This window comes from Halomonas sp. AOP12-B1-6 (assembly GCF_052379225.1).
Lineage (GTDB): Bacteria > Pseudomonadota > Gammaproteobacteria > Pseudomonadales > Halomonadaceae > Vreelandella > Vreelandella casei.
The window spans coordinates 611,236-636,198 of record NZ_JBQSYK010000003.1 but is presented as its reverse complement, the minus strand read 5'-3'; the positions used below and the strand labels follow the sequence as shown (position 1 = coordinate 636,198).

Sequence of the window (24,963 nt, the reverse complement as noted above, 5' to 3'; positions counted from 1 at the left end):
TAATGAGTCCTTACACGCTATAGCTGCGTGTAATGCGCATCGATAAATCAATCGAGGCGATATCCTTGGTGAGCGCGCCGCTAGAGATACAGTCGACGCCGGTGTCGGCAATCGCCCGCAACGTGTTGGCATCCACGTTGCCTGAGGCTTCCAGTGTGGCGCGGCCACCGTTAATTTCGACCGCAACGTAAAGGTCTTCAATGGCGAAGTTGTCGAGCATCACAATATCGGCGCCGGCAGCCAGCGCCTGGTCCAACTCCTCAAAGGTTTCGACCTCAACTTCCACAGGCAGGTCGCTGGCAAGCTGTCGTGCCTGGGCGACCGCCGCTTGAATACCACCGCAGGCGGTGATGTGGTTTTCTTTGATCAAAAATGCATCCCACAGGCCAAGCCGATGATTGTGGCCGCCGCCGCAGGTAACCGCATATTTCTGCGCTAGGCGCATGCCAGGCAGTGTTTTGCGAGTGTCGAGCAGGCGTGCGCTGGTGCCTTCAATCAGGTCCACATAGGTACGTGTGGCGGTGGCCGTGGCACACAGCGTTTGCAGCACATTGAGAGCCGCGCGTTCGCCGGTGAGCAGCGTGCGGGCGGGACCTTCTAGGGTTAAGAAACGCTGGCCCGCCTCAAGCTTATCACCGTCGGCGGCGTGCCAAGTTAAGCTTGCGCGGCTATCTAAGCGGCGAAAGATTTCGTCCACCCAGGCTGCGCCGCATAGCACGGCGGCTTCGCGGGTAATAATATCTGCCGTGGCCCACTGGTGTTCAGGGATTAATTGCGCGGTAATATCGCCAGGGCCAACGTCTTCTGCTATCTGGCGAGCAGCGCTGGCGCGGATTTCTTCGGCAAGAGCAGATTGATAGTGCATAGCGTTGGGTTCTCTGGGCGTCTTCAAGTGTGTGCGGCCAGTATAATGAAAGAAAGCGGTGAATGAGAGCGCTAACGAAAAGGAGGTCCGCGCGTGGAAAACCAACAAGCGCTTAGCGGCTGGTGGGGAAGTGCACGAAAAGTCGTCTCGCCTAACGTTGATAATCGGCCTGACGGCGAGGTGTCGCTGCTGGTTATTCATGCGATCAGCCTACCGCCGGGCGAGTTTAGCGGTGCAGCGATCGAAGCGCTGTTTACCAATCAGCTGGTAATCGATGAGCATCCTTTTTTTGCCGATATTGCCCACCTGCGCGTATCTGCTCACTTGTTGATACGCCGCGATGGCGAGTGCGTCCAGTTTGTTGATACCGATCAGCGTGCCTGGCATGCAGGGCGTTCTTGCTGGTGGGATGCGCGGCAAACTATTTGGCGCACAACGCTTAACGATTTCTCAGTGGGTATTGAGCTAGAAGGTGATGATGTAACACCGTTTACCAAGGCGCAGTATCAAGCGCTGGCACGGGCAACAAAGTGGTTAATGAGCCGCTACCCGCAGCTGGATAGTAGGCGTATCACCGGCCATGCGCATGTTGCGCCACTGCGTAAAACAGACCCTGGCCCAGCATTTGATTGGGCGTATTTTCATCGGCTGATAGCAGAGTGTGGTAAATGCTAACGTTTATAAGCGCATCCATATAAGTACTTCATTAATTAAATAATAAAACGGTAGTTTAATTACAGGATGCAGGCATTTAGTCATACTAGCTGATGTTCTATAAAATGCTTATGTTGCAGTGCAATAGTTTGTTTTCGATAGGCTTTTACGTTGATCTAGAATTGGCAGCGTGGCGACTTTGCGGTATCTTCACCTATACAAAAGGCTAACTTTTACGACATTTGTGTAGCTTTACTACATCAAGATGTACGTAGCTTGTTGAATGTAGAGCGAAAACCTATCCGGCAACCATTTGCCGGCTGAATGTTGGTGCGTAGTGGTATGCCACACCACCGCCCCAGGCCCTACCGGGTAGCGGGGATTATTGTCATTTATCGTCATTCGGAGAGACCTCTATGAGTCTGAAGACAAGAGAAGATCTCGATCCGATCGAAACTACGGAATGGATAGACTCCTTAGAATCGGTGTTGGATCGTGAGGGCGAAGATCGTGCCCGCTACCTAATGACCCGCCTGGCGGATCGTCTGCGCCGGGATGGGATGAAGGTACCCTTCTCGGTGACAAGCCCGCACCGTAATACGATCCCGGTTCATCGCGAAGCGCCGATGCCTGGCGATTTGTTCATGGAGCGCCGTATCCGCTCTTTGATTCGTTACAACGCTATTGCGCAGGTTATTCGCAATAACCGCGCCAAGCCGGGCCTGGGTGGCCATATTGCCAGCTTTATGTCATCGGCAACGCTGTATGACGTAGGCTTTAACCACTTCTTCCGCGCTGCTAAAGATGATTTTGCCGGTGACTTGATTTATATCCAGGGTCATGTGGCACCAGGCATCTATGCCCGCTCTTTCTTAGAAGGGCGTCTAAGCGAAGCGCAGATGGACAAGTTCCGCCAGGAAGTCGATGGCGATGGCCTTTCTTCTTACCCGCACCCGTGGTTAATGCCCGATTACTGGCAGTTCCCCACGGTATCGATGGGGCTAGGGCCGATTCAGGCGATTTACCAGGCTCACGTGATGAAGTATCTGCATCATCGCGAGCTGAAGGATATGCACGACCGTAAAATCTGGTGCTTCATGGGTGACGGCGAGTGTGACGAGCCGGAATCGCTGGGCGCTATTTCGTTGGCGGGCCGTGAAAACCTCGACAACCTGATCTTCGTGATCAACTGCAACCTCCAGCGTCTTGACGGTCCTGTTCGCGGTAACTCTCGCGTCATGGACGAGTTCGAAGGCGTATTCCGTGGCGCTGGCTGGAACGTTATTAAGGTCGTTTGGGGCCGCCACTGGGATCCGCTGTTCGAGAAGGATAAAAAAGGCATCCTTCAAAACCGCATGGACGAAGCGGTCGATGGCGAGTACCAGAACTACAAAGCCAACGGCGGTGCCTACACCCGTGAGCACTTCTTTGGTAAGTATCCAGAAACCGAAGAGATGGTTAAAGATCTCTCTGACGATGATATCTGGAAGCTCAACCGCGGCGGCCACGACCCGTTCAAGGTCTATGCGGCGTATAACGAAGCGGTTAATACCTCTAACGGCAAGCCGACGGTCATTTTAGCGCATACCGTAAAAGGCTACGGTATGGGTAGCGGCGATGGTGAAGCTGAAAACGGCGCGCACCAGGTCAAGAGCATGGAACACGAAGCGCTCAAGACCTTCCGCGACCGCTTTGGCATTCCGCTGACCGACGAGCAACTGAAAGACGTGCCTTACTACAAGCCGGATGATGAATCTCCCGAGCTTAAGTACATGCATCTTCAGCGTGAACGCTTGAATGGCTACCTACCTAGCCGTCGCAGTGATTTCGAAGCCTTAGAAATTCCTTCGCTGGAAGATAAGACCTTTGCCTCGCAAATGGTTGGTTCGAAAGGCCGTGAAGTCTCCACCACGATGTCTTTTGTGCGGATACTCAACGGTTTGGTCAAGGATAAGAAGCTAGGCAAGTATGTTGTGCCGATTATCCCTGATGAAGCGCGTACTTTCGGCATGGAAGGCATGTTCCGTCAGCTAGGTATCTATACCGCTGAAGGTCAGAAATATGAGCCGGTCGATAAAGGCCAGATCATGTTCTACCGCGAGGATCAGAAAGGTCAGATTCTTGAGGAAGGTATTACCGAGCCGGGCGCCATGTCTGCCTGGATCGCCGCGGCAACGTCCTACAGTAATAACCATGTGACGCTATTGCCGTTCTACATCTATTACTCAATGTTTGGTTTCCAGCGTATTGGCGACCTAGCTTGGGCGGCGGGTGACCTGCAGGCGCGCGGCTTTATGGTCGGCGGCACGGCGGGGCGTACCACGCTTAACGGCGAAGGGTTACAGCATCAAGATGGCCATAGCCTGCTTCAGGCATCGCTCATCCCTAACTGCCGTAGCTACGACCCGACCTATGCGCATGAAGTGGCGGTGATTGTTCAGGATGGTTTGAAACGCATGTTCACCGATAAGGAGAACTGCTTCTACTACCTGACCGTGATGAACGAGAACTACGAGCACCCTGTGTTGGAAGACGTACCGGCCGACGATATCGTCAAAGGTATGTACCTGCTGCGCGAAACCAAGGGTGACAAAGGCCGCGTTCAGCTGCTTGGTTCTGGCACCATTCTGCGTGAAGTGGAAGCGGCAGCCGAGCTGCTTGAAAACGAGTGGGGCATTGGCGCCGACATTTGGAGCGTGACCAGCTTTAACGAGCTGCGTCGTGAAGCGCTGCTGCTAGATCGTGAAGCCTTCCTAAGCCCAGATGCTGAAGCGCTCAAGCCGCACGTCACGAAGTGCTTGGAAGGTCGTGAAGGACCGGTGATTGCCTCGACCGATTACATGAAGCTCTACGCTGATCAAGTGCGTGCTTGGGTACCGGGCGACTACACTGTACTAGGTACCGATGGCTACGGTCGTTCGGACACGCGTGAGAAGCTGCGTTACTTCTTCGAGGTTGATCGTTACTTCGTCACCGTCGCCGCGCTGCGTGCGCTGGCAGACCGCGGCGAGATTGATCGCAAGCTTGTCGGCGAAGCATTGAAGAAGTACGGCATTGATGCCAGTAAGCCTAACCCGCTGACTAGCTAAACCGCTGCCCGGTGGGCAAGTGCCCACCGGCTCGATCCGATTTGGAAGGAGCGCGACCTTGAGTAGCGAAATCATCAAAGTTCCCGATATCGGTGGTGATGCCGATGTCGAAATCATCGAGATTGCGGTGTCAGAAGGCGACGTCATTGAAGCGGAAGACACCCTGATCACTCTGGAATCTGATAAAGCCAGCATGGATGTGCCTGCCCCGAAAGGCGGCAAGGTCATTAAAGTGTTGGTCAAAGAAGGCGACACCGTTTCCGAAGGGGACGATATCGTTGAGCTAGAAGTTGAAGGCGGCGGCGAAAGTAGTGACGAGGGCGACGATGCGCAGCCAGATGCTGACGCTGAAAGCCAGCCAGAGGCCGCACCGGCGAAAGAAGAGAAAGCTGAAAAGCCGTCCCAAGAACAAAAGCCTGCTGCTAAAAAGTCGGCCGGTGGTAAGCAAACGGTTGATATCATAGTGCCTGACTTGGGCGGCTCTGATAGCGTCGAAATTATTGAAGTCGCTGTAAGCGAAGGCGACGAAGTAGAGGCTGAAGACACGCTGATTACCTTGGAGTCTGATAAGGCCTCCATGGACGTGCCGAGCCCTTATAGTGGCAAAATCGTTACCTTCACTGTGAAAGAGGGCGATACCGTTTCCGAAGGCGATGTTATTGGCCAGATGGAAGTCGCGGGTGAAGGCGGTGAAGAAGAGACTGAGGAAGCCTCTGACGAGGAAGCCTCTGACGAGGAAGCTTCTAGCCAAGCCAGCAGTGAGCCTGAAGAGTCGCCTGACGAAGATGATGATCAGGAAGAGGCTACAAGCGGCGAGCCGGAGCGCAAAGAAATTCGCGTGCCGGAGATGTCGGGTGCCTCTGACGTGCCGATTATTGAAATTGGCGTGGCCGCAGGTGATGAAATCAACGTGGAAGATGCGCTGATTACGCTGGAATCTGACAAAGCCTCGATGGACGTGCCCAGCCCCTATAAAGGTAAGCTCATTGAGTTAACCGTTAAAGAGGGCGACACCGTCTCTGAAGGCGATGTGATTGGCTATATCGAAGTGGCTGCCAGCGGTAAAAAAGCCGCGCCGAAAAAGGCCGCCCCTGAGAAAGCTGCGCCTGAAAAGGATAAAGGCAGTGCTAGCCCAGCCAGCGATAAAGCCTCTGCCTCACCAGCGGGTACGCCAAGTCCTGAAGCACAGATGGCGGCCCACAAACCCCGTGATGGCAAGCTAGTTCATGCCGGACCTGCCGTACGTATGCTGGCGCGTGAGCTGGGTGTCGATATCGGGCTAGTGAAGCCTAGCGGCCCGAAAGATCGCGTGCTCAAAGAGGACGTGCAGTCTTACGTCAAGCAGGCAATTGCCAATCAGGGAGCTGCTCCGCAAGGCGCAGCAGCGGCGACTGGCGGCGCGGGTATTCCGCCAATCCCCGCCGTCGACTTCAGCCAGTTTGGTGAAGTGGAAGAGAAGCCGATGGGGCGTCTGCTCAAGATGGGCGCTACTAACCTGCATCGCAGCTGGCTCAATGTTCCTCACGTCACGCAGTTTGACGAAGCGGACATTACCGAGCTTGAGGCTTTCCGCAAAGCCATGAAGGCTGAAGCCGAAGCGCAGGGGGCTAAGCTCACGCCGCTACCCTTTATGGTCAAAGCCTGTGCTTTTGCACTGCGTAAATTCCCGCAGTTCAATGTCAGCTTGAAGGGCGATGGCGAAACGCTGGTATGGAAGAACTATGTTCATATTGGTATCGCTGTTGATACCCCTGATGGCCTGATGGTGCCTGTGCTGCGTGATGCTGATAAAAAGTCCTTGATTGAGATTGCTAAGGACATGGCTGATCTGGGCAAAAAAGCACAAAGCAAAAAGCTCAAGCGTGACGAAATGACCGGTGGTTGCTTCACTATTTCGAGCCTCGGTTCGATTGGTGGTACGGCATTTACACCGATCGTCAACGCGCCGGAAGTTGCTATTCTGGGGGTGTCGAAAGCGCAGATGAAGCCGGTATGGGATGGCAATGCTTTCCAACCGCGTTTGATGATGCCGCTTTCGCTCTCTTATGACCACCGAGCGATCAACGGAGCTGATGCAGCACGCTTCACCGCCTTCTTGGCCGACGTACTGACTGATATTCGTCGTTTACTTCTGTAATCGATAGAATTAAAGTTTCGCAAGCGGCGCCCCTCGGGGCGCCGCTTGTGTTTGGTTTGAATGCGTCGCGCAGATATTGGCATTTTCAGTTCTAAAGGCGACCAAAGTAGAGTTTTAAACGGCTATTTGTGCTCACCTAGCTGTTTTAATTTAAAAAAGTGGAATAAAAACGGGTCTCTCAGGCTTTTGGGGAGTTGTGTCGTCTGGTGGGCACGGTTATTGTCGGGTAATACATTTTTTCATATTTTTAAACTTCAAGGAGCAGTGCCATGCGTTTAATCCTGTTGGGTGCCCCCGGCGCCGGGAAGGGGACTCAAGCTCAGTTTATTTGTGAGCAATTCAAGATTCCTCAGATTTCCACCGGGGATATGCTGCGCACGGCCATTAAAGATGGCACTGAGCTGGGCCTAAAAGTAAAAGAGATCATGAACAGCGGCGGCTTGGTATCAGACGACATTATTATCGATCTGGTTAAAGAGCGCATTGGCCAGCCAGACTGCGAAAACGGCTTTCTATTCGATGGTTTTCCACGCACGATCCCCCAGGCTGACGCGATGAAAGAAGGCGGCGTTAAGCTGGATCATGTAGTGGAGATTGCCGTGCCCGATGAAGAAATCGTCAATCGTTTAGCCGGGCGTCGCGTTCATCCAGCCTCTGGCCGTGTCTACCACGTTGAGCATAATCCGCCCAAAGAGCCGGGCAAAGATAATGTCACCGGCGAAGCGCTTATTCAGCGTGAAGATGATCAAGAGTCCACGGTGCGTAATCGTTTATCGGTTTATCATGATCAAACGGCCCCGCTGGTCGACTACTATCAGCAATGGGCAACGGAAGATGCTGAAAGCGCCCCGCAATACCACCGTATTGAAGGTGTAGGCAGTGTGACCGACATTACCCGCCAAGTGAAAGAAGCGCTGAGCTAAGTCGCAAAACGCACTACATTGGCTATACATAGAACTTTGATGATGGCTCGCTTTAAGCGGGCCATCGTCGTGTTAGCGTGGTGTGGGTATAATGTCGCAATGTTTCTTTCGAGTGGCCCTTTGCTATGCCGTTATATTTGCTTGCCCTTGACGCCTCATCGAGCGCTTGCTCCGTCGCTCTGCTTCGCCAAGAAGACGCCTCTGACACTGGGCATCTAGCGCCCGAGAACCTAACGCCCGAACATCCGGAGGCCGAATGTCTGGCACGTTTTGAAATGACGCCTCGCGCCCATACGCGTCGATTACTGCCAATGGTAGATGAAGTGCTTGCCGAAGCGCAGGTAACCCCAGCTCAGCTTGACGCCGTAGCGTTTGGCCGCGGCCCAGGGTCGTTTACCGGGCTGCGCATTGCCGCGGGTGCTGCCCAGGGGCTTGCCTTTGGTTTGGACCGCCCGCTCCTGGGTATTTCTACGCTGGAAGCCCTTGCCCTTCAGGCACACCGGCGCTATCACCTGCGCCATGTTGTGACGGCTATCGATGCCCGCATGGGCGAGATCTATGCCGCAACGTGGCATTGCCTGAAAGACACTATTACGGTGATGAGCGCGGAGGCCGTGTTAGCCCCAGAGGCGATGCGACTGCCCAGCGGAGAAACCGACTGGGTCGGCGTCGGCAGCGGCTTTACATTATGGGAACGCTTCACGACCGATGTGCAGCTTAGTATGCCCCAGCACTTGTGTGACCTTGAGCCTCGCGCTGAAGAAATGGCATGGCTAGCGGCGCGTGACTTTGCAGCTGGGCTTGGCCAAGCGGCGCATTTGATTCAACCGGTTTATCTGCGTAATGACGTTGCTTGGAAAAAGCCCGCGTGATCGGTGTGCAGAGTGATCTTGAGAGCGATATTAATAATATCGCTTTGCCAGCGGGTTTGCGCCTAATACAAGGCGATGAAGGGCTGGCACTAGTGGGTGATGAGGTTCGCTACGGGAAGCCGCTAAGCGTTGATTTTACGGCGGGCAAGGCTGCCCATCGGCGCCGCTTTGGCGGTGGGCGTGGTCAGCTAGTCGCCAAAGCCTGCGGGCTGAGCAAAGGCGTATCGCCTAGTATTGTTGATGCGACTGCAGGGCTGGGGCGCGATGCCTTTGTACTCGCAAGCCTCGGTGCACAGGTGCTGTTAATTGAGCGGGTAGCGGCGATTGCAGCGCTGCTGGAAGATGGCCTAAAGCGGGCATTGAAGCATAGCGAGACAGCAGATATTGCTGCACGCATGATGCTCGCACACGGCGATGCTGCTCAATCGTTGGCGCAGTTGGTTGCCAGCGCCTGTTTTACCCCGCAGGTCATACATCTTGATCCTATGTTTCCCCATCGTGAGAAGTCCGCGCTGGTGAAAAAAGAGATGCGCCTGTTTCGCGAGCTCGCCGGTGATGATAACGATGCCCCGCGGCTGCTTGAAGCAGCGCTGGATGTGGCGACTCATCGCGTGGTCGTTAAGCGTCCGCGCAAGGCGCCGCCTATTGCTGGGCCTGCACCTCAGCACACGCTAGAAGGCAAAACCAGTCGCTATGATTTATACGTCCATCGTTCGTTAGTACGGTAGCTCACCGGTAACGCAAGGAGTACCCATGCATAATGCGTGGCGGGAAGGAAATCAATTTACGTTGCTGCCAGAAGCCACGCGCTTTCTTCCGGCCATGTTTGAAGCGGTCAATGCCGCGCAGCACTATGTGCTGGTCGAACTTTATCTGATGGAGTCTGGTGAGCTTGCTAGTCAAGCCATTGAGGCGCTCATTGGCGCTGCAGGGCGCGGCGTCTGCGTCTGTTTGCTACTCGATGGCTATGGTTCGATGGGGCTGTCCCGTGATGATCGACAGCGGTTGAAGCAGGGTGGCGTTCAACTACGTTTTTTTAACCCGCTAGGCTTTCACTCTTTAGCCCTGAACTTGAGCCGCGATCACCGTAAAATTGTCGTTATTGATGGTGAGCTGGCGTTTACCGGTGGTTTTGGTGCGGTCGATGAGTTTCTCAATGCTTGGTACGAGATTGCGCTGCGTATTGAGGGCCCGGTTGTGGCTGATTGGGAGCTGCTATTTCGGCGGCTGTGGTATTCGCGGCTAACCCGCGCTGAAAAGTGTGACGAACGTGCGGTCGGGCTGCCTGAAAGACGCGAGCCGCGGGCGCAGCTTAACGGCATGCCTGGGCGAGCGATGTCGGCACGGGGCTATCGCTATCAAGCTATTCGCCATTCATTGCACGGGCGTGTGAGTAATGCCAAAACGCAGCTATGGCTATGCACGCCGTATTTTGTGCCAACGTTTGCTCTGCGCCGCCGCTTAGTTCGAGCGGCGCGTCGAGGTGTTGATGTGCGCTTACTGCTGCCCGGTGCCAAGCATGATCATCCCGGCGTTCGTTTTGCCGGCCAGCGTTTTTATCAGACAATGCTTAAGGCCGGGGTGCGCATCTTTGAGTTCCAGCCGACGTTTATTCATGCCAAGTTTGTGCTCGCCGACGAGTGGGTCAGTATCGGTTCGTGTAATTTTGATCACTGGAACTTGCACTGGAACCTCGAGGCCAATCAAGAGGTAATGGACCCACGGCTGGCAACTGAAGTACGCCAGATGTTTGAGCGCAACTTTGCCACCAGCCAAGAAGTGGATGCGAAAACGTGGGCAGCGCGCCCCTGGGGGCAGCGCGCCAAAGAGTGGGTCTATGGGGTCCTAGATGCAATGGTGACGCGTCTTAAATAGCGCTTGAAACTGACTCTTGAAACCTGTTCTCGAGACCTGTTCTTGAAACTCGCTTTGAAAATCAGCACATGGAAGTTTGCAAGAGCGCCTAGCGTTTTTTACCTTTAGCGGGCGTCTTCTTGCGTGGTTTAGGCTTAGGCGTTTCCGGCGGCACGCGGTAGTGCAGGTAAAGATCCAGCACCAGCTCTGGCAGCTGTACCACCAGCGACTCTTGGCGCTGCTGGTCCTTGGCTAGTTCGACCATGTCTGGCTCGTCGTCGAACAGGCCCGATAGCAGCATGAACGGCAGTAGTAGGGTGGCCGCAGCCTCTTCATCGTCCTGGAACCAGGCGCCCTCATCGCTGAAAACGCCTTCCATGAAGCCCGCACACCAATCGCCAATCGGGGTGTCTTCAGCAGGTTCGCCGCCGAGCGTCAGCTCGAAAGGTAGTTCCGGTAAGCCGCCTTGTTCCAGTACCGCCACCGCATTGTCACGCAGCAGGGTAAGTAGCGTAATAATCTCATCGCGTTCGGCGTCATCGGCGTAACGCGGCTCACCTTGAAACAGCTCGGCCAGCCACTGGGCGGGCGGCAGCTCACTTGGCGCGACGGCAAGCGCGACTAAGAATCCATGGGCGGAGATTAGATCCAGGGCGTCTTCATCCACTTGATCTGAAGCAAGGAAGTCGTCCAATCTATCCAACTGCTCATCGTCGAGCAGTGGTTGCGGTGGCATGTTCGGTTCTTGGGTGTCGCTACGCTCTGCCATGAGTAAAGCCTCATTAATGCGAATCGGTCATCATCGGATACTATGTATCCCTATCAACGTGTACCTATTACGGCTAGTTTATCACTAATGAGTACTATACCTCTGCCTCCATGGCCTGCTGCCGAACTGGCCGCCATGACGACAACCGATTTGCACCATGCCGCGCGCGCGCGCGTAGAGCAGGCTTGGCAACGCTGCTGTGAGGTATGTCCGCCGCTACCCGCTCCAACGGTTTGGTTTGACTTGCGAGGCGCCTGCGCTGGACAGGCGCATCTCAGCCGTGGCGGCTTACGCTTAAACCCAGTGCTGCTGAGTGAAAACCGCACGGCTTTTTTTGATGACGTTATCCCACATGAAATGGCTCACTGGCTGGTATTTCATTTAGATAATGGCCCACGCTTGAAGCCTCACGGACGTGAGTGGAAAACGGTGATGCGGGATCTGTTCGGTTTGGCGCCACGCGTGACGCATCAGTTTGATGTTCAACAGGCACAGTCCGCGCCTTATCGCTATCAGTGTGGTTGTCGGATTCATCGTTTTACACCCAGGCGCCATGCGCTAGCGGCAAGCGGACGTGGATATCGCTGCCGACACTGTGTTAAGACCTTGGTCTACGCACCAGAAGATGTGCTTTGATATTATTTTAAATATTTGTTTTTTAAGTAAAATTTTTTAATACCAATGTCTAAAGGGAAGCTTGCTCGCGGAGGTTTATGCTAGAGGAACCTTATTAGCAGTCGATAGGCCTGATAATACTCAGCCCACGTCACAAAGCACGCCATAAAGACAGGTATCGGCAACAGTTTCTTTAGCACGATCATTTATTTAGAAAGTGCATTTTCACGCACAGAGGCAATGTCATGAGCAATCAACAGAAAGTCTATCCGGTGCGCGACGATTTCGCCGCCAAAGCATGGGCCGACAAAGCTAAGTATGAGGCCATGTATCAGCAGTCGCTGGACGATCCGGAAGCCTTCTGGGCAGAGCAGGCCCAGCGCCTTGACTGGGTTAAGGCACCTACTAAGATCAAAAACACCTCCTTTGCGCGTGATAACGTCGATATCCGTTGGTTTGAAGATGGATTGCTTAACGTCAGCGCCAACTGTTTGGATCGCCACTTAGACAAGCGTGGCGATCAAACCGCGATTATTTGGGAGGGCGATAACCCCAATGAATCCAAGCACATTAGCTATCGCGAGCTGTACGCACGCACGAACCAGCTAGCCAACGCGCTAAAAGAGTTAGGGATTGGTAAGGGCGATACCGTCACGCTGTATATGCCGATGATTCCTGAGGCCGCTATGGCGATGCTTGCCTGTGCGCGCATCGGTGCGGTGCACTCGGTGGTATTTGGCGGCTTCTCTCCAGATGCGGTTGCCCAGCGCGTGATTGGTTCGGACTCCAAGCTTGTGATCACGGCCGATGAGTCGGTGCGCGGTGGCAAGCACGTGCCGCTTAAGGAAAACGTGGATTCCGCACTGACCCGCGAAGGCACTGACGTATGCAAAAATGTACTGGTGGTGAAGCGCACCGGTGGTGACATTGACTGGAAAGAAGGTCGTGATATTTGGTTTGATGCGCTTGTCGACAAACAGTCAAGCGAGTGCGAAGCCGAAGCCATGGGAGCGGAAGACCCGCTATTTATTCTGTATACCTCAGGCTCTACAGGCGCGCCGAAAGGACTCAAGCACACCACCGGTGGCTACCTGACCTACGCCGCTATGACTCACCAGTATGTGTTTGACTATCAGGATGGTGAAGTTTACTGGTGTACGGCGGATGTCGGCTGGGTAACCGGTCACAGCTATATCGTATATGGCCCGTTAGCGAACGGCGCGACGACCCTTATGTTTGAGGGCGTGCCGAGCTATCCGACCCACGGTCGGATGGGCGAGATCGTTGATAAGCACAACGTTAATATTCTTTATACTGCGCCCACGGCGGTGCGTGCATTAATGGCGCACGGCGACAACGTTATGGATTCGAGCAAGCGGGACAGCCTGCGCCTGCTTGGCTCTGTAGGTGAGCCGATCAATCCGGAAGCCTGGGAATGGTTCTATCGAGTTATCGGCAACGAGAATTGCCCAATTGTCGATACCTGGTGGCAAACCGAAACCGGCGGGATCATGATTGCCCCGCTGCCTGGTGCCACGCCGCTTAAGCCTGGTTCTGCGACCGTACCGTTCTTTGGTGTGAAGCCGGCCTTGGTCGATAATGAAGGCAATATACTTGAGGGTGCCACCGAAGGTAACCTGGCTATTCTTGATTCTTGGCCGGGGCAGGCGCGCTCTATCTGGAATGATCACGAGCGCTTCATCCAGACTTACTTTTCGACCTATGACGGCATGTATTTCACGGGTGATGGCTGCCGCCGCGATGAGGATGGCTACTATTGGATCACCGGGCGCGTTGATGACGTGCTCAACGTGTCTGGTCACCGCATGGGGACCGCCGAGATTGAGTCATCATTGGTAGCACACAGCGCCGTTGCTGAAGCGGCCGTGGTAGGCTTTCCGCATGATATTAAGGGGCAAGGGATCTACATCTATGTCACCTTGAATGACGGTATCGAGGAGACTGACGAGCTCAAAAAAGAGCTGACGCAGTGGGTTCGGAAAGATATCGGTCCGATTGCATCGCCTGATGTCATTCAGTGGGCGCCAAGCTTGCCGAAAACTCGTTCCGGTAAAATCATGCGGCGCATTCTGCGCAAGATAGCCGCAAACGAGTGCGATGGGCTAGGCGATACCAGCACCTTGGCTGATCCGTCGGTGGTCGACCAATTGATTGAACATCGCGCGAATCAATAGCGGCGATATTTTTCTTTCAACAGCATTCTTTCAATAACATTGGCGGTAATGCGCCATTTTAATTAAACAGTGCCGGCCCGTGTAGGTCGGCACTGTTGTGTTGGTTGATATGAATTTTTCTTTGTATGAGTTTTCAATGGTACGATCGGTCAATTACAAATTGTGCATGTGATGCTTGGGCATGATGAGGCCCATGGGGTACCATGCTTCAAACCGCAAGAGCCTAGCGTCGGGGTAGCAGACAGCCCCGCTGTTCAAGGAACCGGAGAAATATCCATGGCAGTAGCTCATAAGTTTATCGTCGCTGACGATCACCCGCTGTTTCGTGCAGCGCTGACCCAAGCGTTACGCCAGTTAGCTCCCCAGGCGGAAATTGTCGAAGCAGATACCATGGAAGCCACTAATGAAGTGGTGAATCGCCATCCCGATGCTGACTTGATTCTCCTGGATCTGCATATGCCGGGTGCCCACGGCTTCTCTGGCTTGATTCAGTTGCGTGGTCAAATGCCCGATATTCCCGTTGCTGTCGTATCTGGAAGCGACGAGCCTTACGTCGTTCGTCGTGCTATTGACTACGGCGCGTCGGGTTTTATCCCTAAATCTTCGTCTCTACAACTAATTGCTGAGGCCGTCGGTGAAATTCTTAAGGGTGAAGTATGGTTGCCCGAGGCATTAGCTAACGTACTGGAAGAAACCAGTGAAGAGGAGTCGCGCTTTGCTGAAGCGATTGCTTCGCTAACCCCCCAGCAATTTCGCGTATTGAATATGCTGACGGAAGGGCTGCTGAACAAACAGATCGCCTACGAGCTGAGCGTTTCGGAAGCGACGATCAAAGCGCACGTGACCGCGATTTTGCGTAAGCTGGGCGTGCACTCACGTACCCAGGCCGTCATTGCTGCCCAGAAGTTGGAAGTTGAGCCACCGAAGGTTGCATCGTAAGCGCTTACTAGCACGTTACGCGGCGCTTAACGCGCCGCGCGATTGGCCTGTAACGTACGCGTCAATAACGCCCGCAGCGCAGCTGGTTTAACCGGTTTTAGCAGCAGTTGGTAACCCGCCCGTTTGATTTCTTCAGCAACAGCTTCAGTTCGGTCAGCGGTGATCACAATGCCCGGCACTGCTCCTTCAAAGCGCTCGCTAAGCGCCTCCAGCGCCATCAAGCCAGTCACTTCATTATCCAGGTGATAGTCAGCCAGAATAGCATCGGGCTCACCGTCCATATTACGCAGAATGGATTTCGCTCCCCCAATGCTAGTGGCCGTAAATACTTCGCAGCCCCACCCGCTTAGCATGGCCGTCATGCCTTCTAGAATCAGCGTTTCATTGTCGATACACACGATACGCGTACCGTTCAATTTATGACCACTCCGGCGCATTTGAGGCTCGAGATCGGATGCGTTAGCTTCCCGGGCCGCCACTGTTGGCACGCTGACCGAGAAAACTGCGCCTTTGCCTACCGTAGAGCGCACTTTGATAGGATGATCCAGCACACGGCTCATGCGATCAGCAATCGAGAGACCTAGCCCCAGCCCCTTTTCGCTTTCTTTATGCCGCGAGACTTGATCCAAGCGACGGAATTCTTGGAAAATTTCGGTCAGTTTAGATTCAGGAATGCCAGGGCCGCTGTCCCACACTTCAATAGAGAGCCAGCCATTTTGGCGGCGACAGCCCAGCAGTACCCGGCCCTCTTGGGTATAGCGAATAGCGTTAGATAAGAAGTTTTGTACGATACGCCGCAGCATCTGAGGATCTGAGTCGACCCACAGCTGGGTCGGCACTACTTCTAAATCCAGCCCTCTGTCGTCAGCCATTACCTCAAACTCGGCGCGCAGTGGGCGAAAGATATTCGCCAGTGGGAAGTGATTGCGACGTGGCGTTAAGGCGCCAGCATCTAGTTTAGAGATATCCAGCAGGGTGCTGAGCAGCTCCTCGGCCGCCTGGAGCGAGTTATCGATATGGCCAACGATGCGCTGGGTATCTGGGGTAGTGACATTTTGCATTAGCGCCGATGTAAACAGCCGGGCAGCGTTAAGAGGCTGCAGTAAATCATGGCTGGCCGCGGCGAGAAAGCGCGTTTTAGAGGCGTTGGCATCTTCCGCCAGCTGTTTAGCCTGGCGCAGGGCGAGCTCTGCCTCCGCGCGCACTCGGTTCTCCTGGCGCAGTGCTGCGTTGGCCTCCGAAAGCGCCTGAGTTCGCTCACGAACGCGCTCTTCAAGCGTTTCGTTGGTTTCCTCTAGGGCAATCTCAGCTTGGCGGCGCTCGGTAATATCTTGATAAAGGGCAAAGAAACCCAAAATAGTTTGGCTGTCGCCAAAGTGGGGCGTGTAGGTCACGAGCATATAGCGCATGGCCTCGTTAACGCGCAGCGAGACTTCAAAGCTCACGCGCTCTCCGCTTAATGCACGGGTAACCCAGGGCGTGCGCTCCTCGGCCTGTTTGACCTGAAGCACGTCCTCAAAACGACGGCCAATGACCGCGTTGCGATCAATATTAAAGGCCTGCTCGTAGGCGCGGTTGGTAAATAAGTAGCGACACTCTTTGTCGAAATAGGCGATCAGCGCGGGCACGTTGTCGGTATAAATTCGAATATTGTTTTCCGAGCGGATCAGCGCCTCTTCGATACGCTTTTGCTGGGTAATATCCTGATAGGTATAAACAAATCCGCCGCCCGGCATCGGGTTGCCCTGAACTTCCAGCACGCTGCCATCCTGGCGATAGCGCACGTAACGATGAGGCTGGCCTTCGCGAATATTGTCGAGCAGAAGCTGGACATGTTCTTCTGGATCTCCCGGGCCATATTCGCTGTTGTGGGCGTTGTAGCGGAAGATGCGATCAATTGGCGCACCGACGCGAATGAGGTGGTCCGGGAAGCGGAAGAGCTCCAGATAGCGCTGGTTCCATACCACCAGGCGCAGGTTCTGATCGACTACGCTGATGCCCTGATTAATATTTTCGATAGTGGCTTGCAGCAGCGCTCGGTTGAACTCCAATACCTGTGATGCTTCATCGACAATTGAAATCACGTCCGAAATGCCGATGCCCCGGCCTTGAAGCGCCGAGTTGACCACAATCCGAGCAGATGATGCGCCGAGCACTGAGGCCAGAAAGCGCTCGGTAAACTGAATAATATCAATCGATGCGCGGGTGCCGTCGTCCAGCGGTTTGCCCGTGCGGCGGGCGTAGTCTTCAAAGGCGCGGCCTACTTGGCTGGCGCCTAGAAAACGCTCGCAGAGCACTTTTAAATCGCCCACGGTGGTTGCCCCGGTCCAGGGCCGGTTGACCGAGGTCTGGCGTGTTTCCACGCTATCGACAAACAGTGATGCCTGAATACGCTCAACTACTCGCTGAGAGGTGACCTGGGAGACAAAAATGTAGCAAAACAGGTTAATCCCAAGGGACAGCATCACACCGTGGGTAAAGCTATCGCCCAAATTAAGCCCAAAGAGTGCCGTTGGCGATAGCCAGTTAAGCCCAAGCGGTCCACCTTCAAGCCACAGGGTTGGCAGCACGCCGGCATTGATCATGGCGGGCATTAGCAGGCTATATACCCAGATCGCGAAGCCGGCGTTCATGCCAACGATAACCCCGAATCGATTGCCGCGCTTCCAGTAAAGCCCGCCAATCACTGCGGGTGCAAACTGCGCTGCGGCCGCAAACGACAGCATGCCAATAGAGGCCAGCGAGGTGAACTCAGCAAGCAGCTGGTAAAACCCGTAGGCCATGGCCAGTACAGCGACAATCGTCAGGCGACGAGTGCGCAGCACCAGACGGCCATAGTCGCGTGCTTTGGTATCAAACCAGCGCAGGCGGAAGAGCGCTGGAATGATAATTTCGTTGGAAATCATGATAGATACCGCCACCGCAGCGACAATCACCATGCCCGTTGCAGCAGAAAATCCGCCAATAAAGGTGAGTAGCGTCAGCCACTGGTGTCCTGACGCCACCGACAGCGCCAGGACGTAGGTGTCGGGCTCTACGCCGGTTTCAGAAAATAACAGTAGCCCGGCCGCGGCTAGGGGCACTACAAAAAACGCAATGGCTAGCAGATAAAGTGGAAACAGCCAGCGGGCTTTGGAGGCATCGTCAGGGTGGATGTTTTCCACCACCGCCACGTGAAATTGGCGCGGCAAGCAAAGAATCGCCAGCATGGCGAGTAGTGTTTGCGCCCAGAAGCTTTGGCCAAAGTCCTGATTGGCGAGCTGGCGCTGGAGCTGAAGCTGGCTCTCGGCATGGCCCATTAATTCCCCTAGACCGCCAAACATACCCCAGGTGACAAAGGCGCCGAGCACCACGAAAGCCAGCAGCTTGACCAGCGATTCAAATGCGACCGCATGAATTAATCCTTCGTGATGTTCGGTGGCATCAGTGTGCCGGGTGCCGAATAAAATCGCGAAGATAGCCATGACAATGGCGACATAGAACGCCGTATCGCCAAACAACGGCGTATGAGTTACATCGGTGGCGTCGGTGAGTACGCTAAACGTGGTGGAAACCGCTTTCAGCTGTAGAGCAATGTAGGGAAGGGTTCCGACTAGCGCAACGAGACTGGCAAAGGCGGCCAACGATTGAGTTTTGCCGTAGCGGGAGGCAATAAAGTCGGCAATAGACGTAACGTTTTGGTGCTTAGCAACACGGATCATTTTGGCCAGCACGGGCCAGAAAAGTAAAAACGTTAATATGGGCCCAACAAAGATACTGGCGAACGACCAGCCGGCTGTAGCGGCTTGCCCTACGGCACCGTAAAAGGTCCATGAAGTGCAGTAAATCGCCAACGCTAAGCTATAGATAGTCGGACGCCGGCGGGTGGCGCCATGCGTGCGCGCTCGGCGGTCACCGTACCATGCTATGCAAAACAAAACGGCAATATAGAGGAACGATACCGCGACCAGTAGCCCGCCGTGAAACATGCTTTTCTCCCGCCAGAGTTTGCGATCCGCTTAACGTGCGCTGCTGATAAAAGGCCTTATTCTAGGCGAAATATCGCGCGCTGTACGATCATTGATACGCAGGTTTGCTGGCGACAGTTAAAGCCTATGTGGCACAGACGTTGAGAAGTAGGGGGGAGCTATCGCGCAACGTGCGTATCTGCTCAAGGATGGGGGCGCGTGTCTCTTTATCGAGTGGGACTAATTCGCGGTTTTCGCAGTTAAGCAGATAAGGCTGGGTGATGATGATGTCCGTGTAATGGCGTTCAAACTGATAAAGGATAAACTCTGCTAAGCGGGCGCCATTTTGCTCGCTGAGACGAATGTTTTCGCTGTCGATCACGCTAAATTTCGTGGTCATGGGGATCGCAAACGTCCATGGGCGCCATACTGCCGTGGAGGTGTCGCTGGAAATCACCGTGGTGGTAGCGGGAAGCTGGGCCTGCTTATGCTCAAACCAGCTGTATTCCACCTGAACCTGATAGCCCAACATCCCCAGCCCGCCAAATACTGGCACTATCCATTTGGGTAGCCGTTTGCCGCTCAGCGTACGCAGTATTAGACCGATCCCTGCGGCCGCCAGGCCCGCAAACACGGCGGCGATCAAATGCCATATCATAAATTATCCTTATTAAAAGACATCGGGCCTCCCTGAGGAAGCCCGATGGTGGGTCGATTCCAAGGCGTGATCACCGCATTACGCTAACACGCCAGGAACGATTATGACTTAGTGATCTATTGCCATGCCAGCACCTTTCGGATAGCGAACGCTTTCCACTAGGTCCTGAATTTCTTGCGGCGGAGCTTTTGTCACGCTAGAGACCGCAAAGGCAACGGCAAAGTTAATCATTGCACCTACTGCACCGAAGGAGAGTGGCGAGATGCCTAGGAACCAGTTGTCAGGCGTGTTTGCCAGCATGTTGGTACCCGAAACAAAGAACCAGCCCAGATAGGTGAAGATATACAGCAGGGTGCTGATTAAGCCTGCCAGCATGCCGGCAATCGCGCCTGAGTTGTTCATCCGCTTAGAGAAAATACCCATCATCAGCGCTGGGAACAGCGATGCACCGGCAATGCCAAAGGCCAGGGCGACCGTTTGTGCTGCAAACCCAGGCGGGTTGAGCCCCAAATAGGTGGCCAACAATATCGCACCGCCCATTGAAATCCTTGCCGCCAGCATCTCGCCTTTTTCGCTGATTTTTGGGTTGATCATCGTTTTGATCAAATCGTGGCTGATGGCTGAAGAGATGGCCAGTAGCAAGCCCGCCGCGGTAGAAAGCGCCGCTGCGATGCCGCCTGCTGCAATCAAACCGATTACCCAGCCGGGTAAGTTGGCGATTTCAGGGTTAGCGAGTACCAGGATGTCATTATTCACACTGAGCTCGTTACCTTCCCAACCACGATCGGTGTAGTCAACGGCATCATTGTAAAACTGAATGCGGCCATCGTTGTTGATGTCGTTGTAGGTGATCAGCCCAGTGTCTTCCCAGGTACGGAACCACTCAGGGCGCTCTTCGTATAGGATCGGCGTTTGCGCCGCTTCTTCGTAGTTCTCAACCTGCCCCGCCATCTCTGGATAGACCGTGGTCATCAGGTTCAAGCGAGCCATGGAACCTACCGCTGGTGCGGTGAGGTAAAGTAGTGCAATGAAGACTAATGCCCAGCCGGCAGACCAGCGCGCGTCGGCCACTTTAGGCACGGTGAAAAAGCGAATAATAACGTGAGGAAGACCGGCAGTACCGACCATCAGCGACAGAGTGAACAGCACCATGTTGAGCTTGTTATCTACATCAGCGGTGTAGTCTTGAAAGCCAAGTGCGCTTACGACGCTGTCCAGTTTCTCAAGCAGCGGCACGCCGGATTCGGTATGCGTACTGAACATCCCGAACATCGGAATGGGGTTGCCAGTTAACTGCATGGCAATAAACACCGCAGGGATAGTGTAGGCAACAATCAACACCACGTATTGAGCAACCTGGGTGTAGGTGATGCCTTTCATACCGCCAAATACGGCGTAGAGGAAAACGATTAGCGCGGCAAGCCAGATACCCCAAGTGTTGCTAACTTCCAAAAAGCGAGAGAAGGCAACGCCTGCGCCGGTCATTTGACCGATAACGTAAGTAACGGAGGCGATAATCAAACATACAATCGCGACGAGACGCGCGGTATTGCTATAGAAGCGGTCACCGATGAAGTCTGGCACGGTGAACTTACCAAACTTACGCAAATAAGGCGCTAGCAGCATCGCCAGAATCACGTAGCCGCCGGTCCAGCCCATTAAGAAGGTGGAGTTCGCGTAGCCTCCAGAGGCGAGCAAGCCAGCCATAGAGATAAACGACGCCGCTGACATCCAGTCCGCCGCGGTAGCCATCCCGTTGGTGATAGGATGAACGCCGCCGCCGGCCACATAGAAGTCTTTCGTCGAGCCTGCTCGTGCCCAAATCGCGATGCCGATATAAAGGGCAAAGGAAGAGCCGACGAACAGTAAGTTAATTGCAAACTGGCTCATACCGGCTTACTCCCCAAGGCCATATTTTTGATCGAGCTTATTCATCTTCCAGGCATAGAAGAAGATCAGCACGATAAAGGTCAGAATTGAGCCCTGTTGTGCAAACCAGAAGCCTAAGTCAGTTCCGCCAACCGGAATGCCGGCCAGGAGAGGGCGAAAAAGGATAGCGCATCCGTAAGAAACGAATGCCCAAACGGCTAGGCATCCATAAATTAAGCGGACGTTAGCTTTCCAGTATTCAGCAGCATTGCTTTTGTCGTCTGCCATTGTGTTTCTCTCCACTTGTGATTTTTAAGGTTGGGAAAGTTCACGAGAAATAGCGTGTAATCCATCAAGGTAATCGTACGTCGAAAACTACTCAGTTTTAGGGCTGACGAACTGATATTTTTTAGTAAGTCAGCTTATTGTCAAGAAGACAAAGTTGAGTGAGTTAGTAACGTGCGATTACCCTGCATGGCTCAGTGCTAATAGTGGCTAATAAATGCAAAAAAATAAATCCCAGACTTTGGTATCAATGTGCAGCTAGATATCGATGGGTGATGTGCATGTTCTTGAAAATAAGAATTTTTAACCGCTATTTGAGCGAAGTTGGTCGGCGTTCTGAGAACTATAGGACGATAGTCTAGTAGGTAAGTAAGTGGTGCGTTATTGGCTGCTTTAAATAAATACTTTGTTTTTAGTCTAATGCTGATAGAAACATATCAATACTTTGGTCGCGTCGCTAAAGTCGCTTCGACTTTAGCGTGATAGCTAAAGGTATAACAACCTTCTGCTTGCCTATTGGGAAGTGAATCCTTTATACCCGTATAGCGCGTTTCAAATAATAACAGCGGGTTTTTTATCGCGTAGAAGTAAGGATTGACTACCTCGGGTCAGCGCTGAGCGTTATGCCACGTTTTTTAGCCCACCTTTTAGTTGAATGAGGTCATGCACAATGGTTGAGGTGGACTTATCCCAACTGCCGTTTACGCTTCTTGATGATGAAGGACGTGACCACATTCGCCGTGGCATTGATCTCGCCTATTTTGATCGCGACGAAATTATTTTAGAGACAGGCCAAGTGGGTGAGTTTGTTTTCCTAATCCATAAAGGGGAAGTGGCTGAAATAGATGCCACCCTTCCATCGACTACCTCGCGTATCGGCCACTACACGCCAGGCGATATATTTGGCGCGATCAGTATTTTGAACGGTAAAAGCCGCTATCGCTTTAAGGCCGAGCAGGAGTGCTTTTGCTATTTATTGCCCAAAGCGCTGTTTCAGCAGCTTTGCCATCGCTACCCAGCCTTTAATGACTTCTTTCGTCAATCGTTGACCCACAAGGCGCGCTTGCTGACTGAAAAGCGCGCCGGAGGGGGCGTCGCCATGGCGGGTTTCATGCTGGCTAAGGTCAGCGAGTGCATGCGCGAGCCGCTGCTGGTTGCAGCATCTACCGATATTGCTAGTGCCGTGAAGCAGCTTAACGATAGCCATGCCGATAGCCTGCTGGTGGACACCCAGGGTACGCTGGGAATGGTGACTAAAACCGATCTGCTCAATGGCTTGGTACTGGGTAGTTGCGATGTGACATCGCCGCTTAATGAGATTGCCCGCTTCAATTTAGTGACCGTTGAGCCGGGTCAGTACTTGTTTGAAGTATTGGTGCTAATGACACGGTATCAAGTAGCCCGAGTAGTGGTGATGGAAAACAGCGTTTTAACCGGCGTTGTCGAACTTACCGATGTACTTAGCTACTTTTCAAGCCGCAGTTTTGTTGTGAGCCTGCAGGTTGAACAGGCGACCAGCTTGGCGGCGCTGGCGGCGGCTAGCCAGCGCACTCCAGAGCTTGTTAAGGCGCTCATGGCTCAGGGCGTTAAACTGCGTTTTGCGATGGATCTACTCGCTGCGTTAAACGGCCGCATCATAAGTAAAGCCTGGGAGTTTATCGTCGACGAGCGATATCGTGAGCATAGCTGCATGATGGTGATGGGTAGCGAAGGGCGCGGCGAGCAAGTTCTGAAAACGGATCAAGATAACGGGCTTATTCTTGCTGATGATGTCCAGTGGCCTGATCTTTCAGCCGATATGAAAAGGCTTACTAGCAGCTTGGTTCAGCTCGGTTACCCGACATGTCCCGGCAATATTATGGTGTCTAATGCTGAGTGGGTGGGCACCGTATCGCAGTGGAAAGCCAGTATTGCAAAGTGGGCCCGTGAGCGCGATGGCGATAGCCTGATGAAGCTGGCGATTATGCTTGATGCTCACGCCGTCGCGGGCAATCCAGGTCTACTTGAAAGCGTCAGAGAAGAGCTGTTTGCACGTTGTTCAAATGACGAGCTGTTGCTGTCCTATTTTGCCCGTACGGCGCTGCGCTTCTCAACGCCCTTGACTCTATTTGGCTCGTTAAAAAAGCCTCAGCACGGTATCGATATTAAAAAGGGCGGTATTTTTCCTATTGTTCACGGTGTGCGCACCATGGCACTTGAGCGGCGTATCAACGCGACCTCGACGCTAGACCGACTTGATGCTTTGGCTTCAGATGGTCGCTTGGATCGTCGCTTTGCTGAGGATCTCGGAGAGGCGCTATCGCTGTTTGCCGAGCTGCGTCTTAAGCAGCAGCTTGATGCGTTAGAAGCGGTGAGTGACCAAAGAACGCTTCACGGAGCTCAAGAGGCAAGCCGAGCTAATCGTGTCGTGGTGCAATCGCTTTCATCACTAGAGCGCGACCTACTGCGTCAGGCGCTGCACATTGTTAAAGACTTTAAACAGCGTCTTTCGCATCGTTATCATTTGGAGTATTCGTGAGTGGAATATGGCTGCTAGACCGGCACGTGGCGCTGTTTAGCGGCTCGCTACGCACGTTGCTGCGTCGTGAAAGCGACCGGAGGCGTTGTGCTGGCTCCCCCTACGCCTGGCTATTTCAACCCTACATGGGAGAAGAGCTGGTGGCGCTCACCTGTTGTGTAACGCCAACAGGGTCATCACCGGTCATTAGCTTGGCGGCTATCGTGTTTAATCAGCAACGGATACTGACCAGCCAGGCCTTTGTGCTGACGTTAGGCACGCCGGGCCAGGCTGATAATGCGTCGCTGCGCCGCCATCGCCTGCTGTGGCAAGCAGGTGAGATAACGGCGCCAAGCAGCGGTAACTTAAGTGCGTTAGTGGAGTTCATCGGTAATCGCCCCGTTGTGGGCTGGCAGTTGGATCAGCGAATTGGAGCGCTCAATGCGCTGCTAAGCGCGCGCCTAAACTTTGAGCTGCCTAATGCCCAGGTCGATGTGGCGAAATTACACCAGCGCCAGCTACGGCGCGTGCATCCTGAGGTTGACGCGCCAAGCAGCTTTGCCCAGGCGCTGGCCTGCTGGCAGGTGCCCGCAATGGGGGCTGCCCAAGGCATATTAGGTGAGGCCACGGCTAGCGCACTGCTGTACATGCGCCTGCAGCGCGTTATGGCAGAGGCTATTTAGACAAGGGTTGGCGCCGAGCGGCGAGGTTGAATGTTGGGTCAATGCAGCGAGTGTTGCTAGAATGGCAGCTGCTTTTCATTTTCAGCATCTTTCACCCTCGGTAGTGCCTATA

18 protein-coding genes are annotated in these 24,963 nt (G+C 53.9%); 12 read left to right on the top strand and 6 right to left on the bottom strand.

The window, feature by feature from the left end; all coding sequences use genetic code 11:
- Positions 1 to 10: 10 nt before the first annotated feature.
- On the bottom strand, positions 11 to 865 hold the full coding sequence (nadC, locus tag ACT3TR_RS11990) for a carboxylating nicotinate-nucleotide diphosphorylase (RefSeq protein ID WP_444625111.1): 855 nt from the start codon (positions 863 to 865) through the stop codon (positions 11 to 13).
- 93 nt (positions 866 to 958) lie between these two features.
- On the opposite strand from nadC, the gene ampD reads away from it, so the two are divergent.
- The 7 genes from ampD (at position 959) to ACT3TR_RS11955 (ending at position 10,415) form a co-directional block, all read left to right on the top strand.
- Complete coding sequence (ampD, locus tag ACT3TR_RS11985; protein WP_444625112.1) at positions 959 to 1,540, top strand: 1,6-anhydro-N-acetylmuramyl-L-alanine amidase AmpD; 582 nt, start codon at positions 959 to 961, stop codon at positions 1,538 to 1,540.
- A gap of 395 nt (positions 1,541 to 1,935) precedes the next feature.
- Complete coding sequence (gene aceE / locus ACT3TR_RS11980) at positions 1,936 to 4,608, top strand: pyruvate dehydrogenase (acetyl-transferring), homodimeric type (RefSeq protein ID WP_444625113.1); 2,673 nt, start codon at positions 1,936 to 1,938, stop codon at positions 4,606 to 4,608.
- Between the two features lie 58 nt (positions 4,609 to 4,666).
- Complete coding sequence (aceF, locus tag ACT3TR_RS11975; protein ID WP_444625114.1) at positions 4,667 to 6,745, top strand: pyruvate dehydrogenase complex dihydrolipoyllysine-residue acetyltransferase; 2,079 nt, start codon at positions 4,667 to 4,669, stop codon at positions 6,743 to 6,745.
- Positions 6,746 to 7,014: 269 nt separating this feature from the next.
- Entirely contained in the window at positions 7,015 to 7,668 is a 654-nt protein-coding gene (adk, locus tag ACT3TR_RS11970; RefSeq protein WP_096278235.1) for an adenylate kinase, read from the top strand.
- Positions 7,669 to 7,793: 125 nt separating this feature from the next.
- Positions 7,794 to 8,540 carry a tRNA (adenosine(37)-N6)-threonylcarbamoyltransferase complex dimerization subunit type 1 TsaB gene (gene tsaB, locus ACT3TR_RS11965; protein WP_444625115.1) on the top strand — a complete coding sequence of 249 codons (747 nt, stop codon included), beginning with the start codon at positions 7,794 to 7,796 and terminating at the stop codon, positions 8,538 to 8,540.
- 5 nt (positions 8,541 to 8,545) lie between these two features.
- Positions 8,546 to 9,268 (top strand): class I SAM-dependent methyltransferase, encoded by a 723-nt coding sequence (locus ACT3TR_RS11960; protein WP_441686314.1) that lies wholly within the window; start codon positions 8,546 to 8,548, stop codon positions 9,266 to 9,268.
- A gap of 25 nt (positions 9,269 to 9,293) precedes the next feature.
- Positions 9,294 to 10,415 (top strand): phospholipase D-like domain-containing protein, encoded by a 1,122-nt coding sequence (locus ACT3TR_RS11955; protein WP_444625116.1) that lies wholly within the window; start codon positions 9,294 to 9,296, stop codon positions 10,413 to 10,415.
- 88 nt (positions 10,416 to 10,503) lie between these two features.
- Here the strand turns inward: ACT3TR_RS11955 and ACT3TR_RS11950 are convergent, their stop codons facing one another.
- On the bottom strand, positions 10,504 to 11,163 hold the full coding sequence (locus tag ACT3TR_RS11950; RefSeq protein WP_444625117.1) for a YecA/YgfB family protein: 660 nt from the start codon (positions 11,161 to 11,163) through the stop codon (positions 10,504 to 10,506).
- Between the two features lie 87 nt (positions 11,164 to 11,250).
- Between ACT3TR_RS11950 and ACT3TR_RS11945 the strand changes: the two genes are divergently transcribed.
- The 3 genes from ACT3TR_RS11945 to ACT3TR_RS11935 all read left to right on the top strand — a co-directional run bounded on the left by ACT3TR_RS11945 (position 11,251) and on the right by ACT3TR_RS11935 (position 14,912).
- Complete coding sequence (locus tag ACT3TR_RS11945; RefSeq protein ID WP_096282292.1) at positions 11,251 to 11,799, top strand: SprT family zinc-dependent metalloprotease; 549 nt, start codon at positions 11,251 to 11,253, stop codon at positions 11,797 to 11,799.
- Positions 11,800 to 12,023: 224 nt separating this feature from the next.
- Positions 12,024 to 13,973 (top strand): acetate--CoA ligase, encoded by a 1,950-nt coding sequence (gene acs / locus ACT3TR_RS11940; protein WP_096278243.1) that lies wholly within the window; start codon positions 12,024 to 12,026, stop codon positions 13,971 to 13,973.
- Between the two features lie 276 nt (positions 13,974 to 14,249).
- Positions 14,250 to 14,912 (top strand): response regulator, encoded by a 663-nt coding sequence (locus ACT3TR_RS11935; protein ID WP_096278245.1) that lies wholly within the window; start codon positions 14,250 to 14,252, stop codon positions 14,910 to 14,912.
- Positions 14,913 to 14,938: 26 nt separating this feature from the next.
- Here the strand turns inward: ACT3TR_RS11935 and ACT3TR_RS11930 are convergent, their stop codons facing one another.
- From ACT3TR_RS11930 to ACT3TR_RS11915, 4 genes are all read right to left on the bottom strand, one after another.
- Positions 14,939 to 18,880 carry a hybrid sensor histidine kinase/response regulator gene (locus tag ACT3TR_RS11930; protein WP_096278247.1) on the bottom strand — a complete coding sequence of 1,314 codons (3,942 nt, stop codon included), beginning with the start codon at positions 18,878 to 18,880 and terminating at the stop codon, positions 14,939 to 14,941.
- A 124-nt stretch (positions 18,881 to 19,004) separates the two neighbouring features.
- On the bottom strand, positions 19,005 to 19,517 hold the full coding sequence (locus ACT3TR_RS11925; protein WP_096278250.1) for a hypothetical protein: 513 nt from the start codon (positions 19,515 to 19,517) through the stop codon (positions 19,005 to 19,007).
- A gap of 108 nt (positions 19,518 to 19,625) precedes the next feature.
- Positions 19,626 to 21,407 (bottom strand): sodium:solute symporter family protein, encoded by a 1,782-nt coding sequence (locus tag ACT3TR_RS11920; protein WP_096278252.1) that lies wholly within the window; start codon positions 21,405 to 21,407, stop codon positions 19,626 to 19,628.
- A 6-nt stretch (positions 21,408 to 21,413) separates the two neighbouring features.
- Positions 21,414 to 21,674 (bottom strand): DUF4212 domain-containing protein, encoded by a 261-nt coding sequence (locus ACT3TR_RS11915; RefSeq protein WP_096278254.1) that lies wholly within the window; start codon positions 21,672 to 21,674, stop codon positions 21,414 to 21,416.
- Positions 21,675 to 22,341: 667 nt separating this feature from the next.
- On the opposite strand from ACT3TR_RS11915, the gene ACT3TR_RS11910 reads away from it, so the two are divergent.
- Both ACT3TR_RS11910 and ACT3TR_RS11905 read left to right on the top strand, forming a co-directional pair.
- Entirely contained in the window at positions 22,342 to 24,189 is a 1,848-nt protein-coding gene (locus ACT3TR_RS11910; protein WP_096278256.1) for a DUF294 nucleotidyltransferase-like domain-containing protein, read from the top strand.
- Positions 24,186 to 24,851: a DNA polymerase III subunit epsilon gene (locus ACT3TR_RS11905; protein ID WP_255249090.1), complete on the top strand. Its 666-nt coding sequence runs from the start codon at positions 24,186 to 24,188 to the stop codon at positions 24,849 to 24,851. The genes ACT3TR_RS11910 and ACT3TR_RS11905 overlap by 4 nt, the downstream gene beginning before the upstream one ends.
- Positions 24,852 to 24,963: the final 112 nt, after the last annotated feature.

Excerpts from the sequence above, each read along its gene's own strand:
- adk (WP_096278235.1), top strand. The coding sequence starts at position 7,015 with ATGCGTTTAATCCTGTTGGGTGCCCCCGGCGCCGGGAAGGGGACTCAA.
- acs (WP_096278243.1), top strand. The coding sequence starts at position 12,024 with ATGAGCAATCAACAGAAAGTCTATCCGGTGCGCGACGATTTCGCCGCC.
- ACT3TR_RS11915 (WP_096278254.1), bottom strand. The coding sequence starts at position 21,674 with ATGGCAGACGACAAAAGCAATGCTGCTGAATACTGGAAAGCTAACGTC.
- tsaB (WP_444625115.1), top strand. The coding sequence starts at position 7,794 with ATGCCGTTATATTTGCTTGCCCTTGACGCCTCATCGAGCGCTTGCTCC.
- ACT3TR_RS11930 (WP_096278247.1), bottom strand. The coding sequence starts at position 18,880 with ATGTTTCACGGCGGGCTACTGGTCGCGGTATCGTTCCTCTATATTGCC.
- ACT3TR_RS11945 (WP_096282292.1), top strand. The coding sequence starts at position 11,251 with ATGAGTACTATACCTCTGCCTCCATGGCCTGCTGCCGAACTGGCCGCC.
- ACT3TR_RS11955 (WP_444625116.1), top strand. The coding sequence starts at position 9,294 with ATGCATAATGCGTGGCGGGAAGGAAATCAATTTACGTTGCTGCCAGAA.
- ACT3TR_RS11910 (WP_096278256.1), top strand. The coding sequence starts at position 22,342 with ATGGTTGAGGTGGACTTATCCCAACTGCCGTTTACGCTTCTTGATGAT.
- ACT3TR_RS11925 (WP_096278250.1), bottom strand. The coding sequence starts at position 19,517 with ATGATATGGCATTTGATCGCCGCCGTGTTTGCGGGCCTGGCGGCCGCA.
- aceE (WP_444625113.1), top strand. The coding sequence starts at position 1,936 with ATGAGTCTGAAGACAAGAGAAGATCTCGATCCGATCGAAACTACGGAA.
- ACT3TR_RS11950 (WP_444625117.1), bottom strand. The coding sequence starts at position 11,163 with ATGGCAGAGCGTAGCGACACCCAAGAACCGAACATGCCACCGCAACCA.
- ACT3TR_RS11935 (WP_096278245.1), top strand. The coding sequence starts at position 14,250 with ATGGCAGTAGCTCATAAGTTTATCGTCGCTGACGATCACCCGCTGTTT.
- nadC (WP_444625111.1), bottom strand. The coding sequence starts at position 865 with ATGCACTATCAATCTGCTCTTGCCGAAGAAATCCGCGCCAGCGCTGCT.
- ACT3TR_RS11920 (WP_096278252.1), bottom strand. The coding sequence starts at position 21,407 with ATGAGCCAGTTTGCAATTAACTTACTGTTCGTCGGCTCTTCCTTTGCC.